We start from the raw sequence: 14,345 nt of genomic DNA, 5'->3' as shown, positions 1-14,345 counted from the left end.
CGGTTATGGCCCCGGCCACCCCGCACGCCCGGAGGCATGCGCGGGCACCGGTGTGAACCGATGATCGCTGTGCTAGACCTTCTCGAGGAACCCCAGGTCGACCGCGATCGTCTGGCCCGTCACGTAGCGGGACTCGTCCGAGGCGAGCCAGAGGACGGCGTTGGAGATGTCCCGCGCCTCCACCCACGGGTGCGGCATGGTGTGCAGGGCCTGGAACGCCTCGCCGTAGCGCTCGCGGGTGAGCTCCTCGGGCTTCGCGTCCGGGAGGAACAGCTCGTACATCGGCCGGTTCTGGATCATGTCCGTGTCGACGGCCGTCGGGTGGACCGTGTTGCACCGGATGTCGTACTGCGAGACCTCCTGCACCATCGTCCGCATCACCCCGACGACGCCGTGCTTGGCCGCGGTGTAGTGGACCATGTTCGCGAAGCCGCGCAGGCCGGCCGTCGAGCTCGTCAGGACGAGGGAGCCGCCCTGCCCGCGCTCGATCATCGACGGCAGGGCCGCCTTCAGCGTCTTCCACACCCCCGTCACGTTCACGGCCAGCATGTCGTCCCACATCGTCTCGGTCATCTCCCATGCCGGGGCGTAGCTGAAGATGCCGGCGTTGGCGCAGACGACGTCGATGTGCCCGAACTCGGAGAGGCCGTCGGCCACCGCGGAGTCCAGCGCGCTCTGCTCCCGGACGTCGGCCTCGCGCGTGAGCACGCGCCGGTCCAGCTCCTCGATCAGCTTGGCCGTCTCGGCGAGGTCCTCCGGGCGCGCCATCCCGTAGGGCACGGTGTCGATCTGCGCGCACAGGTCGACGGCGACGATCTCCGCGCCCTCCTCGGCGAGCCGCAGCGCGTGCGACCGGCCCTGCCCCCCGCGCCGCGCCCGTGACCAGCGCGACCTTGCCGTCCATCCGACCCATGACTCCACCTCCGCGTCCCGCCCGGCCCCGATGCCGCGCCGCCACGACGGTAGGGAGGCCGTCCCCTCGGACCGAGGTCTCAATGTGAGACCTCCCCGGGAGACGGGGGCCTGGTGTCGTCACCGCAGAGGCGGGCAGTGCGGCCCGCCCCGAGCTGCACGGAGGACCCATGGTCTCGGCACGGGTGAACGAGCTCGCCACGGCGGCCTACGGGCTGTGGTTGCGCGAGGACGCCACGCTGGAGGAGATGCGCGTCGGCTTCGACGGCATGTGCCCCGAACCCCCGGCCGACGCGGCGATCACCGAGGGCACGGTTGGCGGGGTGCGGGGCTCGTGGGTGAGCGTCCCCGAATCCGGGCCGACGACGATCCTGCACTTCCACGCGGGCGGCTACCTGATCGGTTCGCCCGCGAGCCACCGTGACCTCGCCGCCCGGATCGCCCGTGCGGCCGGCGCTCACGTGTTCCTCGCGGACTACCGGCTCGCCCCGGAGAACCCCTTCCCTGCCGCCTGGGAGGACGCGATCGCCGCGTACCGCGGGATGCTGGCCGACGGCGTCGACCCGGCGGACCTGGTCGTCTCCGGCGACTCGGCGGGCGGCGGACTGGCGCTGGCCACGCTGGTCGCGGCCCGCGACGGCGGCGACGCGCTGCCCGCGGCCGGGGTGCTGATGTCCCCCTGGGCCGACCTCACCCTCAGCGGGGACTCGATGTCCGCGCGCGAATCCGTCGACCCGCTGGTCAGCCGAGCCGTCCTGACCGGGATGGCCGAGGGCTATCTCGCCGGTCACGATCCCGCCGACCCCCGGGTCTCCCCGTTCCTCGCGCCGCTCGGCGGGTTGCCGCCGCTGCTCGTGCAGGTGGGCAGCAGCGAGGTGCTCGAGGACGACGCGGTCCGGGTCGTCGACGGCGTGCTGGCCGCGGGCGGGGACGCGACGCTGCAGGTGGGCTACGAGATGGTCCACGTGTTCCAGATGTTCGCCGACCGGCTGCCCGAGGCGCAGCGCGCCGTCGACCGGGCCGGCGGCTTCGTCCGAGCCCACGCCCGCGCCACCGCGGCCGTCTGAGAAGGGGACGATCATGGAGTTCGGATTCCTCACCCAGGGCTATCTGCCCGCCGACCGGCGCACCGACCCCGATGCCGAGCACCGGACGCTGATGGACGACCTCGAGGTCTGCCTCGCCGCCGAGAAGGCCGGGTTCAAGTACATCTGGATCTCCGAGCACCACTTCCTCGACGAGTACAGCCACATCTCGTCGAACGACGTGTTCCTCGGCGCGCTGGGCGCGCTCACCTCCCGCGCGCACGTCGGCTCCGGGATCTTCAACCCGCTGCCGAAGGTCCATCATCCGGCCGCGGTCGCCGAACGCGTCGCGATGCTGGACCACCTCACCGAGGGCCGCTTCGAGTTCGGCGTCGGCCGCGGGGCCGGGAGCCACGAGGTCAAGGCCTTCCACACCGAGGTCACCGACGTCAACGAGACCAAGAAGATCTTCGAGGAGACGGTCCCCGAGTTCGCGAAGATGTGGATGCAGGACGAGTACCCGGGCTTCTCCGGCGAGTACTGGGACATGCCTGCCCGGAAGGTCCTGCCCAAGCCGTACGGACCGCTGCACCCGGCGATCTGGTACGCGGCGGGCAACACGTCGAGCTTCGAGATGTGCGGGCGGCGCGGCATGGGCGCGCTCGGGTTCTCCCTGGACGAGCTGCCCAAGACGGACGCGGCGATCAAGGCCTACAAGCGCGCCGTCGCGAACTGCGACGACCCGATCGGCGCGTGGGTGAACGACAACCTGATCGTCGCCAACGGGTTCAACTCGATCGCCGAGGACCGCGGCGAGGCCCGCCGGGACTTCCTGGCCGGCGGCAACAACTACCAGATGTCGCAGGTCTTCCGGTACCACGACACCTTCCCGCGGCCGGAGGGCTTCCCGCAGTGGCCGGCGGTGATGCCGGAGCTGTCGGAGGAGATGCTCGACGCGTTCATCGGGCTCGGCGCGGCGATCGTCGGCGACCCCGACGACGTCATCCAACAGGTCAAGGCCTGGGAGGCGACGGGGGCGAACCAGCTGCTCATGCTCCGCGGCGTCAAGACCAAGGAGGAGACGTTGCGGATGATCCGCCTGATGGGCGACTACGTCATCCCGAAGTTCGACCTCGACCCGGAGCACCGCACCACGCGCCAGCGGCGGGAGGCAGCCGGCGGCTAGACCGGGTGGAGCAGCCGACGGTCGACGATGGACCGAACGGTCGTCGGGCCTTGCCGGACCTGACGACCGTTCGGCACTGTTGAGCAGCAGTTCCTGCCGACGAGGAGGTCGGGATGGGGCGGACCGTGCCCTTCGTGGGGGCGCGCTGGAGCGCCGAGGCGCAACAGCGCGTCCAGCGGGCGCGCGAGGAGATCCTCTCCGCGGGCGCCGGCCCGGGCGGGTCGGGCCCCGAGCTGGTCCGGCCCGAGATCGCGGCGTCGTGGCGGCGGTCCCTGCTCTCCGGGGTGGACCCGACCCGGGTTCCGGACGGTCGGTTCGACCCGGACCGGTCGGCCGCGCCGCGCCTGCTGCGGGCCGCGGAACCGGTGCTGGACCGGCTCGTCGGGCAGCTCTCCGGGACGACGACCGCGGTCGTCCTCGCGGACAGCAAGGCCTGGATCCTGTGGCGGGGGGCGGGTGAGCGGGCCCTGTTCACCGGGCTGGACCGGATCTCCGCGTCGCCGGGCTGCTGCCTGGGCGAGGAGCTCGTCGGGACCAACGGCCTGGGCACCGTCGTCGAGGAACGGCGGCCGACCCTCATCGTCGGCGGCGAGCACTACCAGGACGCGATGCAGGACTTCACCTGCGTCGGGGTGCCGATCGTCGACCCGCTGAGCAACCGGCTCGAGGGCGTCCTGGACCTGACCTGCGGCTCGCGGGACACCAACGAGCTGCTCCTGCCGTTGCTCACCGAGGCCGTCCGGGAGATTCAGCTGCGGCTGCGCGAGCAGGCGACCGCGCGGGAACGGGCGCTGTTCGAGGAGTTCGTCGAGCGGACGCGGCGGCGCCGCGACGTCGCCGTGGCCTCGCTCAACGAGGACTTCCTGATCACCAACTCGGCGGCCGCGCAGCTGTTCGAGCCCGCGGACCACGCCCTCCTGTGGGAGTGGGCGGGCGGGGCGATCGCGTCCGGGCGGGAGGTCAGCGGCGAGCTGACCCTGACCCGGGAGATCACCGTGCAGGCGCGCTGCACGCCCGTCGACCCGGGTGCGGCCCGGCCCGCCGGGGTGATCGTCACGATGGTGCCGGTCTCCCCCGGCGGCGCCCGGCGGGCGACCGGCAGCGGTGCGTGGCGGCAGGTGCTCCGGCAGGTGGACCGGATCGCCCAGCTCGACGGCCCGGTGCTGCTCCACGGCGAGCCCGGCGTCGGCAAGGCCCGGCTCGCGTCGCGGCTGCACGCCGCCCGCGGCGGCAGCGGGCCGGCGCGGATCCTGGACTGCCGGACCCAGCCGCACCGTGGCGACGCCTGGTTCGACGAGCTCGGGACCGCGCTCGAGGACCCGCAGGCGACCGTGGTGCTCCGCCGCGTCACGGCCCTCTCGCCGGAGGCCGCGGGGACGGTCGCCGCACTCGTCGGCGCCGCGCCGGCCCGGGTCGTGCTGACCAGCGTCGACCCGCCCGGCGGCGACCTGCTGGACGTCGCGGAGGTGACGCTCGCCGTGCCACCGCTGCGCGACCGCGCCGAGGACGTGCCGGTGCTCGTCGACGAGCTGCTGGACGAGCTGAGCCAGGGCGGCACCCGGCCGCGCTGCACCGCGTCCGCGCTCGGGGCGTTGAAGGCGCACCCCTGGCCCGGGAACGTCCGCGAGCTGCGCCGGGTGCTGGCGACGGCGCTGGTCAACGGCATGCACTTCGACGTCTCGACGCACCACCTGCCCGAGGGCTACCGCAGCCCGCCGGACCGGCCCCGGCTCGCCCTGCTGGAGAGCACCGAGCGGGACACGATCGTCGCGGCGCTGCAGAGGGCGGGCTGGAACAAGGACCGTGCGGCCGCGGACCTCGGGATCTCCCGGGCCACGATCTACCGCAAGGTCCGCCGCTTCGCCATCACACCCCCTGGGAGCGGCAAAGAGCGTTAGAACGCTCTTCGCCGCTCCACCGGTCGGTCAGACCAGCAACAACCCGTCCGGGGTGTCCGTGACGCCCAGCAGCGCGGCGCCGGCGGTGACGGCCGCGCCGTCCCAGTGCAGGTAGGAGTGGCTCTTGAGGGTGTCGACGTCCCGCTTGTAGCGCTGGAACGGGCTGCGCAGCTCGTTGACGCTCGAGCCGGCCCCGTCGAGCATCGTCTCGATCGCGTCCCGGGCCAGCGCGCAGATCCGTGGCGACGCCATCCGCAGCAGCGCGGCCTGCTCGAGGGTCGCCTTCTCCTGCCGGTCCGCGAGGTCGGTGACGACGCGGTGGGTCTCGTCCCAGACCAGGCGCGCGATCCGGGTCCTGGTGACGGCGTCGCCGTAGCGCACCCAGGCCTCGGGGTGCTCGCGCTGCGGGCCGAGCCCGAATCCGACGGTCCGGGTGAGGATTCGCTGCTTGTAGTCCGCGAGACACGCCTCGGCGCTGCCGACGGCGACCGCCGCGAGCAGGACGTCGAACATCCGGATCATGGAGAACCCCTCGAGCGGACGGAACTCGCCGTGGTCGAGCGGGCGGATCGGTTCCTGCCCGAAGACCGTCCACTGCCGGTCCGCGGGGACGAACAGGTCCTCGCAGGAGAAGGTGTTGGACCCGGTGCCCTTCATCCCGGACATGTACCAGACGTCGTGGATCGTCACGTCCGCGACGTCGACGACCAGGCCGAGCAGCGCGGGCTCGCTGCCGTCGCCGCGGTCCTCGGTGGTGATGAGCAGCGAGTGGTCGGAGTTCATGATCCCGCTGGCGAAGGGCCACTTCCCGGTCAGCCGCCACCCGCCGTCGACCTTCGTCGCGGTGCCGGAGGGGGTCGCCTGGAAACCCGCCGACAGCGCGCAGGGGGCGAAGGCCCTGCCGCCGAGCAGGTGCGGGGTGTCCTGGACGAGCGAGACGTTGTGCACCACGAGGAACGAGTAGACCCACGCGGTCGACGCGCAGCCCTGCGCGAGGATCCGGGTGATCGTGCCGAACTCGCGCATGCCGTAGCCGTACCCGCCGACGCTCGGTGGGGCGACGAGGTCGAACAGGCCGGCCTCGGTGAGGTCCGCCATGGTCTCCTCGGGGATCCGGCGGAGCTCCTCGCAGCGCTCCGCGCGCTCGCGGAGCACGGGGACGAGTGCCTCGGCCCGGGCGATCAGGGTCTCCGCGCCGGGCCTGTCCCCGGGCGCGGTGGGTGCCGGGGACTCCTGCGTTGCCGTCATGGTGACCGTCCTTCGGATCGGGGCCCGTCCTCGTCGACGGGGTGCGGTCACCATCAGAGCCCGGCAGCAGCGGCCTTCCGACATCTCACTTTGAGATGTCGGACGGCCGACAGCGCCGACCCGCCGGTACGGAGCGGCCCCGCCTCCCGGCCCAGGAGGACCGGACGAACGCGCGCCGCCGCCCGCCGCGGACCGCCCGGTCAGCCGATGAGCTCGGGTCGGGTGGCAATCGACAGCAGCTTTCCCCGCGGATCGGGCACCAGGCGCCGGGCCGTGGTGTCGAGCACCCCCATCCGGCAGCTGATCTCGCAGGCGACGGTGCCGCCCGCGGCCTCCCCGTCCGCGGTCGTGAGCCGCCGCACCACGTGCTCCATCCCGAAGGACTTGCCCTCGCCGAACCGCAGCTTGGAACTCACGTCCACCTGCTCACCGAGCAGCAGCTCGGACAGGAACCGGGCGTGCGTCTCGAGGATGACCACGGTCCAGCCCCGCTCCAGCAGCAGCGGCGCCGAGCAGCCGGCGGCCCGGAGGTGCTCCATCCGGGCGTGCTCGCCGTAGTGGTGGTAGACGGCGTGGTTGACGTGCCCGTTGGCGTCCGTCTCGTAGCTGCGGACCCCGACCTGCACCGAGAAGACCTCCTGCCCCATGCCCGGAGCATCGCACGAGGCACCGACCGGAACGCGGACTCAGCGCTCGCGGCGCTCCTGCGCCGCGGCCTGCAACTCCGGTTGGCGCCGGTACGCCACCGGGGGTGGCGGGACGGCGCGGGACGGGTCCGAGCGGGCCGGCACGCCGATCGCCGTCAGCACCGAGACCAGGTCCGGGTAGGCGGCGACGGGCATCGCCCACAGCTCGGCGCGGGTCACGGCGTCGGCGCCGTAGTGGTCGGCGTGCGCGATGAGCTGCCACTTGGCTGCCGGGAACTCCACCCCGTCGAGCACCTGGCCGATGCGCGTCACGTCGGCGCGGGACGTCCTTCGGTACACGGTTCCTCCTCGACCGGAGCGGGCGTCCAACCGCGGCCGCCGGCAGGTCGGTCAGCAGTAGGTGCCCTACATCACACCCGTTCAAACGCCGCGCGAGGGGGTTTGTTGTGTCCGAATCACCGGCGGCCGTAGGGTTGGCGGGCGGTTGAGACGACAGTCCGCACCAGAAGTCGGGAAAGGCGCGAGGAGCACGGTGCGCATGAGCGGTGAGTCATCCGTCGGAACCGGGGACAGCCCCGGCGGCGACGTCGGCGAGGTCGTGCGGTTCGAGGTGGTCGGTCACGGCGACGACGCCCTGGTCGTGCACGTCCTCGGAGAGATCGACACGCTGACCGCGCCGGTGCTGCGCGGGGAGCTGGACGAGCACCTGCCCACCGTCCCCCTGGTGGTGCTGGACCTCTCGCAGGTCACGTTCCTGGGTTCGGCCGGGCTGGCCGTCCTGGTCGCCGCGAAGGACGACGCCGAGCGCCGCGGTCACCTGCTCCGGCTGGTCTGCGGGTCCCGGATCGTCACCCGGGCGCTGGAGGCCACCGGCCTGCTCGCCCTGTTCGACGTGGCGGACGGCGTCCCCGAAGCGCTGCGTCCTACCGCCTGAGCGGCCCGGTCAGCTCTGCCGCCAGGGCCCGGTGATCGCGAACATGATCCCGGGTTCCTGGATGTTCGCGAAGAGCACCGCGCCGTCGGCGGAGAAGACCGGCCCGGTGAACTCCGAGCCGGAGGCACGGGCCAGCGGGAAGGGGTCGCCGGCCGCCGTCACCCCGAACAGGCCGTTGTCGCCGTCGCCGTCCTGCGCGAGGATCACGCCGCCGTACGGTGAGACGCTGATGTTGTCCGGCCCGTCGAACTCCTCCTCGCCGGCCTGCAGCAGCAGGTCGAGCGTCAGTCGGCAGCGGGCCGCGTCGTAGAACCAGACCTGCCCGTCGTGGCGCTTCGGGCTCTCCCCGCCGGCGTAGCTGGACACGACGTGCACGCCGTTGCCGCCCCACCAGCAGCCCTCGAGCTTGTGGGCGCGTGTGACGTCGTCGTCCCCGTGCTGCTTGCGCGTGGACCGCTTCCGCGCCTCGCGGTCCTCGATCGGCACCCACTCCACCGCGTACTCGGTGCCGACCTCCGTGGCCCTCGACAGGTCGTCGACGTGCTTGCCGGACGCGTCCGTGCACCGCATCGCGGCCAGCACCCCGGCCGACGGGCCGAGCGCCCGCAGGCTGCCCTTCCCGCTACGGAAGCCCGCGGGCGGGGTCCAGCGGTAGAGCAGGCCGTTCGGGCCCGACGCGTCCTCGGTGAGGTAGATCTCCCCGGACCGCGGGTCCACCGCGCAGGCCTCGTGGCTGTAGCGCCCCAGCGCCCGGATCGGCGCCGGGTCCCGGTTGGCCGCCGGATCGAACGGGTCGACCTCGAAGACGTAGCCGTGGTCGCGTTCGTAGCCCTTGCCGCCCGCGCGCTGTTCGGTCTCCTCGCCGGTCAGCCAGGTGTTCCACGGCGTCACGCCGCCCGCGCAGTTCGTCGACGTGCCCGCGATGCCGACGTACTCCCGCAGGGGGCGCCCCACGGCGTCGGTCTCGATCACCGTGCAGCCGCCGGCCGCACCCGGGTCGTAGACCAGGCCCTCGAGGTGCGGGACCTGGTTCTTCGTGCCCTCCGGCTCGCGGATCTCGTGGTTGTTGACCAGGACGGTGCCGCCGCCGGGACGGGGGAACGCGCCGGTGCCGTCGTGGTTGCGCGGGGTCGGCCCGCCGGCCTCCAGCTTCGTCCGTCCGGCCTGGGTGACGACACGGTAGGAGAAGCCGGCGGGCAGGTCCAGGACGCCCTTCGGGTCCCGGAGCAGCGGCCCGTACCCGGGCACGGCGGCCGGGGCCGTGCGGAGCATGTCGGTGCTGCCCGTCAGGACGATCCCGGCGCCTGCCGCCGCGGTGCGCAGGAAGCCGCGCCGGGTGAACCGCCCGGCCCGTACCGCCGCTTCGGTCACGGCAACCCTTCCGATCATGTCCGGCAGTGCACCATCCGGACCCGGACAAGGGTCGCAGAACCCGCCGAAGGTGACCCGATGGTGATGGTCAGCCGACCCACTCGCCGGTGGTCAGGAACCGGTCCAGCGTGGCCGTGCACGGAGCCAGGTCCAGGCCCTGTGCCGCGACCCAGGCGTCGTCGTAGTAGCTGTGCCGGTAGCGCTCGCCGCCGTCGCAGATCAGGGTGACGACGCTGCCGCGCCGACCCTCGCGCAGCATCCGTGCGACGAGCTGCCAGACGCCCCACAGGTTCGTCCCGGTGGATCCACCCGCCCACCGGCCGGTCACGGCGCGTAGGTGCCGGGCCGCCGCGATGCTGGCGGCGTCCGGGACCGGGATCATCAGGTCGATCACGCTCGGCACGAAGCTCGGCTCCATTCGCGGCCGTCCGATGCCCTCGATCCGCGACGGGCGGCCGGTCTGGTAGTCGTGCGCGCCGCTCGCCCAGCCGGGGAAGAACGCCGAGCCCTCGGGGTCGACGACGGCGAGCCGGGTCGGCATCCGCCGGTAGCGCAGGTAGCGGCCGATCGTCGCCGACGTCCCGCCGGTCCCCGCCCCGACCACCACCCAGTCCGGGACGGGATGCGGCTCCAGCGCCAGCTGCGCGACGATCGACTCGGCGATGTTGTTGTTGCCCCGCCAGTCCGTCGCCCGCTCGGCGTGGGTGAACTGGTCGAGGTAGTGGCCCCCGGACTCGCGCGCCAGCCGCTCCGCCTCGGAGTACATCTCGGGTGCCGTGTCGACGAAGTGGCAGCGCCCGCCGTACCGCTCGATGAGCGAGATCTTCTCCGGGCTGGTGGCCCGCGGCATCACCGCGACGAACGGCACCCCGATGAGCCGCGCGAAGTACGCCTCGGACACCGCGGTGGAGCCCGAGCTGGCCTCGACGACCGTCGTCGTCGGCGTGATGTGGCCGTTGACCAGGGCGTAGAGGAAGAGCGAGCGGGCCAGCCGGTGCTTGAGGCTGCCGGTCGGGTGGACGGACTCGTCCTTCAGGTAGACGTCCACACCCCAGTCCTCGGGGAGCGGGAAGACGTGCAGGTGGGTGTCCGCGGAACGGTTGGCGTCCGCCTCGACGCGGCGCACCGCCTCGTCGACCCAGCTGCGGGTGCGGGCACAGGACCGGTCGACGGGCTCGGGAGGTGGGGTGATCGCGCTGATGGGAGACGACCCTAGCGAGCGGGCCCGCACCACCTGGGCCCCGGTGACCGGGTGGCGCGAGCGCGCGATGTTCGTCACTCTCCGGAGGCGACCGCCGGCCGCAGGCAGCCGGTCGCCCACCGACGCGGCGAGGTCCCCCGCGATCCGACCAGGGAAACTACCGGTTGTGACCGCTCCATTGGATCCCGAGGACCAGCCCGGCTTCGACGTCGTCCGCCGCGGCTACGACCGTGCCCAGGTCGAGTCCCACGTCCAGGAGCTGCGCCGGCGCGTCGTCGCCGCGGAGAACGCGCGCCGGATGGCCGAGCAGCACGCCGCCGCAGCGGCCGACGAGCTCGCGGTCGCCCGGGACCGCTCCCGCGCGGCCGCGGTTCCCGCGGCCCAGGAGACCTTCGGGGTCCGGGCCGAGCGGGTGCTCCGGCTGGCCGAGCGCGAGGCCGCCGAGATCCGCGCCCGCGCGGCGCACGAGGCGGCCACCCTGCTGGAGGAGGCGCACCGGGCCGCGGGCGAGGCCGGTGCGGTCGCCGAACGGGAGCGCGCGGCGGCGCAGCGGGCCCGGGAGGACGTGCGGGCGCTGGACGACGACGTCGCGCTCCGCACGCGGGACCTGCACGCCCTGCGCACCGGACTGCGGGACGAGCTGGCCCGGGTGCACAGTGCGCTCGGGGGCGAGCTGCGCCAGCTCGAGAGCGAGATCCAGCTGGCACAGCAGGTGCCGGTGCCGCGGTCGGCGGAGGCAGAGAGCGCCACGCCGGGGGCTCCCGGCCGCCCGACCGGACCAGGAGACGCCGCCGAGGCCGAGGCCGTCACGGCCGAGGCCGTCCCGGAGGTCCGCGGCGCTGCCGCCGACGCGGCGCCGTCGGAGGTCGCCCCGGCCGAGGAGGCTCCCCGGAGCCTCGCCCCGCCACCGTCGGCCCCGCCGAGGACACCGTGTGGGCCGTCCCGGGCCACCCCACCCCGGGCGAGGCCGCCGCCGGCCCTTCCACCGACACGGGCCCGGTTCCCGCGCCCACCGTCCCCGTCGCCGGCACCGGCGCAGCCGAGGAGCCCGCCGCCGCCCCCGTCGCCGAGGAGACCGCGGACGAGGGCGAGCCCGGGACCGTCGACCTCTTCGCGGAGGGCCCGAAGTCCGCGGAGGTGACGGGGCGGATCCCCCTCCCCCGCCCGCACGACGAGCAGCCCGCCGAACCCGGACGCCACGCCTTCCGCTCCTGAGCCCACCCACGCGCGCACCTCAGACCCACGCGCCCGGTCGACGGGGCGTGTCGCACGCCACCGCGCGTCGCCCCGAGTGGCAGCGGAGCACCACTGCCCTTAGCGTGACCGCGATGCAGCACGCGCAGGAGTCTTCGGCCGAACCCCCGTCGGCCCGCCGAGGTACCGAGGCGGACGACCAGATCACCGTGTCCAGCCGCACCGAGGGTCCGGGCCGGTTCGTCGTCGAGGTCGGCGGTGAGGTGGACATGCTCACCTCCCCGCGGCTGCGCGCCGTGGTCCTGGAGCACCTCGCGGCCGAGGGTGCCGAGCTCATCGTGCTCGCCCTCGACGGGGTGTCGTTCCTGGGCACCAGTGGGCTCGCCGTCCTCATCGAGGTCCGCGAGGCCGCGCACGCCGCCGGTGTCGAACTGCGGCTCGCCTGCACCGGGCGGCGGGTCCTGCGGCCGCTCAGCATCGCCGGGCTCGTCCCGCTCTTCGACATCCACGACACGGTCGAGAAGGCGCTCGAAGACACCTGAGAGTTCCCAAGCCGAGTGTGATGTGCGCCACTCCGAGCCACTCCGTTGCGTCAGACGGACGGCACCCGGCACCGGTATAACGCTGTCACAGGACGGCCCTGAGCTGCGCCGATGTCGACAGTGGAATCGCTCCGCGACGCTCGTGGCGGGTCCGGCCGCCCCGTCGACCCGGTTTCGTCGGATCGCCTTTCGGCGACCGGGGTGTTTGGTGGCGAAATCCTCCGGGAAGTAGCCGAGAGATCGCCCGGCACACCCAGGTCGCCGGGTCTCTCTGAGAACGAGGTGAGCCGAGTGAGCGATGTGTCCCGCCTCCCTGGCCCCATGGACCACGCGTGGCAGTGGCAGCGTCTCGGTTCGTGCCGGGGTATGGACAGTGCCGTCTTCTTCCACCCGGACGGCGAGCGCAACCCTTCACGGTCCCGCCGCACCGCGCAGGCCAAGGCGGTGTGCAACAGCTGCCCGGTGATCGACATGTGCCGGGAGTTCGCCCTGGAGACGCGCGAACCGTTCGGCGTGTGGGGCGGCCTCGGCGAGACGGAGCGCCGGATGATCCTGGAGCGCCGCGACCTGGCGATGCCGGCCTGACGGGAGCAACACCGTTCTCGGTGGGGCGCCCGCGGTCGTCGGGGGTCGCGGGAGTCCCGCTGTCTCCCCCACCGTCACGCACGCCGAAGGGCGGTTCCCGTTCACGGAACCGCCCTTCGGCGTGTACCGGGCGCGGGAGCCGCGCCCGACGATCAGCTCTCGCCGTCGTCCTCGTATCCCTTGGCCTGCGCCTGCCACATCCAGCGGGCCTCCTCCAGCGCGGCCACGAGCGCGATCAGCAGGTCCTGGGTCACCAGGTCCGTCTTCTCGGTGTCCTCCAGCCGGGGCCGGACACCGGAGACGACCGCGTCGAGCGCCTCGTAGACGTACCGGATGACGTCCCGGTCGCGGGCCCAGCCCTCGGCGAACGCGGGGACGGTCGACGCGTCGGCGACGGTCCGGGACCGGCCGTCGGGCGAGACGCCGATGGCCGCGGCGCGCTCGGCCACCTTGTCCGCGTACTCACGGGCGAGGTCGACGAGCTCGTCGAGGTGCAGGTGGACGTCGTGGAACTGCCTGCCGACGAGGTTCCAGTGGGCCTGCTTCGCGACCAGCGAGAGGTCGACCAGGTCGACGAGGGTCTTCTGCAGCGCCGCGCCGGTCGTGTCCCGGGCCGCGTCCTCGAGGGTGCTGGTGATGGGCTGAGCCATGGTGGTGAGAACTCCTCGCAACATCGGTGCGCCGGCGCCGGCCGGGGCCGGCACGCGCTTTCGTCAACGTCCTATGAGTACCCGGCACGTCTTGCGGCGAACCCATTGACGGAGTGACAAGGGCCATGGTAAGCGAGGCTGGCTTCAGCCCGCGGTGCGCTCACCCGGGTGATCGGCCGCGACGACCGACAGTTCCAGGCCGCCGTAGCGCAGCATCGGGATCCCGTAGACCCGGGCCAGCCTGTTCGCGATCTCCACGATCGTCGAGCGCTCCGGGTCCGACGGCGACGGGCTCGGCGCGACGAGGTACACGCCCGGCTCGGGATCGAACCCGACGAGCTCGCTCAGCGCGGCGAGCAGGTCCGCCCCCGCGGCGGCGCCCACCCGGCCGGGGAGCCCGAGGCGATGCAGGTGCAGGTTCGGAAGGCCGAGGTCCGCGACGGCCATGAGGACGTCGTCCTCGTCGTCCTCGTCGTCGTCGAACCCCTCGTAGTCCTCGTCGAGGTCCTCGGCGCCCGGCCCGTCCGCGAGCACCACGGGATCGAGCACGACCTCCGCGCCGGGAGCGTCCCCGCACCCCAGCGTGGTGACGCCCGCGCAGTCCCGGTCCAGGTCCACCTCGTCCCGGGCGACCAGCAGGTCCACCCGGCCGAATTCACCGATGAGGCGGGCCAGGTCCGAGCCGGGCCGCAGGAGTTCGAGCGGGCTCACCGCCACCGCGACCAGCCGGCTCCGCAAGGGAGGGCCGACCGCCACCCCCGTGCGCCGGGCGACCATCGGACCGGCGTCCCCGACGCCGGGCACCGCGACCATCCTGACGAACCCCCCATGTCCGGGTGACGGCCACGTCGCCGATCCCGTTGTCCGCAACGGATCTCACCTCGCCGGGAGTCCCCGTCGCGCCCGAAAGGCGCAGTTGTACGCCGAGCGGGCTCCTCGGGTCCGTGAGCGG

At 73.2% G+C, this 14,345-nt stretch carries 15 protein-coding genes; 7 read left to right on the top strand and 8 right to left on the bottom strand.

Translation table 11 applies throughout. The features are described 5' to 3' along the window. Positions 1–72 precede the first annotated feature (72 nt). Entirely contained in the window at positions 73–921 is an 849-nt protein-coding gene (locus WBK50_RS04955) for a mycofactocin-coupled SDR family oxidoreductase (RefSeq protein WP_341334447.1), read from the bottom strand. 161 nt (positions 922–1,082) lie between these two features. On the opposite strand from WBK50_RS04955, the gene WBK50_RS04950 reads away from it, so the two are divergent. The 3 genes from WBK50_RS04950 to WBK50_RS04940 all read left to right on the top strand — a co-directional run bounded on the left by WBK50_RS04950 (position 1,083) and on the right by WBK50_RS04940 (position 5,021). Continuing rightward, positions 1,083–1,979, top strand: a complete 897-nt coding sequence (locus WBK50_RS04950; protein ID WP_341334446.1) for an alpha/beta hydrolase — start codon at positions 1,083–1,085, stop codon at positions 1,977–1,979. A gap of 13 nt (positions 1,980–1,992) precedes the next feature. Further along, positions 1,993–3,123 carry an LLM class flavin-dependent oxidoreductase gene (locus WBK50_RS04945; RefSeq protein WP_341334445.1) on the top strand — a complete coding sequence of 377 codons (1,131 nt, stop codon included), beginning with the start codon at positions 1,993–1,995 and terminating at the stop codon, positions 3,121–3,123. A 113-nt stretch (positions 3,124–3,236) separates the two neighbouring features. Next, positions 3,237–5,021: a sigma-54-dependent Fis family transcriptional regulator gene (locus WBK50_RS04940; protein WP_341334444.1), complete on the top strand. Its 1,785-nt coding sequence runs from the start codon at positions 3,237–3,239 to the stop codon at positions 5,019–5,021. A 27-nt stretch (positions 5,022–5,048) separates the two neighbouring features. On the opposite strand, the gene WBK50_RS04935 is transcribed toward WBK50_RS04940, so the two are convergent. The 3 genes from WBK50_RS04935 to WBK50_RS04925 all read right to left on the bottom strand — a co-directional run bounded on the left by WBK50_RS04935 (position 5,049) and on the right by WBK50_RS04925 (position 7,255). Then, positions 5,049–6,269 carry an acyl-CoA dehydrogenase family protein gene (locus WBK50_RS04935; protein WP_341334443.1) on the bottom strand — a complete coding sequence of 407 codons (1,221 nt, stop codon included), beginning with the start codon at positions 6,267–6,269 and terminating at the stop codon, positions 5,049–5,051. Between the two features lie 200 nt (positions 6,270–6,469). Next, positions 6,470–6,916, bottom strand: a complete 447-nt coding sequence (locus tag WBK50_RS04930) for an acyl-CoA thioesterase (protein ID WP_341334442.1) — start codon at positions 6,914–6,916, stop codon at positions 6,470–6,472. A gap of 39 nt (positions 6,917–6,955) precedes the next feature. Next, the gene (locus WBK50_RS04925; protein ID WP_341334441.1) at positions 6,956–7,255 is read right to left on the bottom strand and encodes a DUF2795 domain-containing protein; all 300 of its coding nucleotides are present in this window, start codon (positions 7,253–7,255) and stop codon (positions 6,956–6,958) included. Positions 7,256–7,454: 199 nt separating this feature from the next. Here WBK50_RS04925 and WBK50_RS04920 point away from each other — a divergent pair, with 199 nt between their 5' ends. Then, positions 7,455–7,850, top strand: a complete 396-nt coding sequence (locus WBK50_RS04920; protein ID WP_341334440.1) for an STAS domain-containing protein — start codon at positions 7,455–7,457, stop codon at positions 7,848–7,850. A 9-nt stretch (positions 7,851–7,859) separates the two neighbouring features. On the opposite strand, the gene WBK50_RS04915 is transcribed toward WBK50_RS04920, so the two are convergent. After that, a complete protein-coding gene (locus tag WBK50_RS04915) occupies positions 7,860–9,239 on the bottom strand; it encodes an alkaline phosphatase PhoX (protein WP_341334439.1) in 1,380 nt (459 codons plus the stop codon). A gap of 70 nt (positions 9,240–9,309) precedes the next feature. Then, a complete protein-coding gene (locus WBK50_RS04910) occupies positions 9,310–10,413 on the bottom strand; it encodes a PLP-dependent cysteine synthase family protein (RefSeq protein ID WP_341339297.1) in 1,104 nt (367 codons plus the stop codon). Positions 10,414–10,588: 175 nt separating this feature from the next. Here WBK50_RS04910 and WBK50_RS04905 point away from each other — a divergent pair, with 175 nt between their 5' ends. From WBK50_RS04905 to WBK50_RS04895, 3 genes are all read left to right on the top strand, one after another. Beyond that, on the top strand, positions 10,589–11,563 hold the full coding sequence (locus tag WBK50_RS04905) for a hypothetical protein (RefSeq protein WP_341334438.1): 975 nt from the start codon (positions 10,589–10,591) through the stop codon (positions 11,561–11,563). A gap of 187 nt (positions 11,564–11,750) precedes the next feature. Continuing rightward, positions 11,751–12,158 (top strand): anti-sigma factor antagonist, encoded by a 408-nt coding sequence (locus tag WBK50_RS04900; protein WP_341334437.1) that lies wholly within the window; start codon positions 11,751–11,753, stop codon positions 12,156–12,158. A 321-nt stretch (positions 12,159–12,479) separates the two neighbouring features. After that, positions 12,480–12,743: a WhiB family transcriptional regulator gene (locus WBK50_RS04895; RefSeq protein ID WP_341339296.1), complete on the top strand. Its 264-nt coding sequence runs from the start codon at positions 12,480–12,482 to the stop codon at positions 12,741–12,743. Between the two features lie 152 nt (positions 12,744–12,895). On the opposite strand, the gene WBK50_RS04890 is transcribed toward WBK50_RS04895, so the two are convergent. Both WBK50_RS04890 and WBK50_RS04885 read right to left on the bottom strand, forming a co-directional pair. Beyond that, positions 12,896–13,393 carry a Dps family protein gene (locus tag WBK50_RS04890; RefSeq protein ID WP_341334436.1) on the bottom strand — a complete coding sequence of 166 codons (498 nt, stop codon included), beginning with the start codon at positions 13,391–13,393 and terminating at the stop codon, positions 12,896–12,898. A gap of 144 nt (positions 13,394–13,537) precedes the next feature. Next, positions 13,538–14,206: a hypothetical protein gene (locus WBK50_RS04885; protein WP_341334435.1), complete on the bottom strand. Its 669-nt coding sequence runs from the start codon at positions 14,204–14,206 to the stop codon at positions 13,538–13,540. Positions 14,207–14,345: the final 139 nt, after the last annotated feature.

The sequence above is a fragment of the Pseudonocardia sp. T1-2H genome (assembly GCF_038039215.1).
Classification (GTDB): Bacteria; Actinomycetota; Actinomycetes; order Mycobacteriales; family Pseudonocardiaceae; genus Pseudonocardia.
This window is presented reverse-complemented; position numbering and strand designations above follow the sequence as displayed.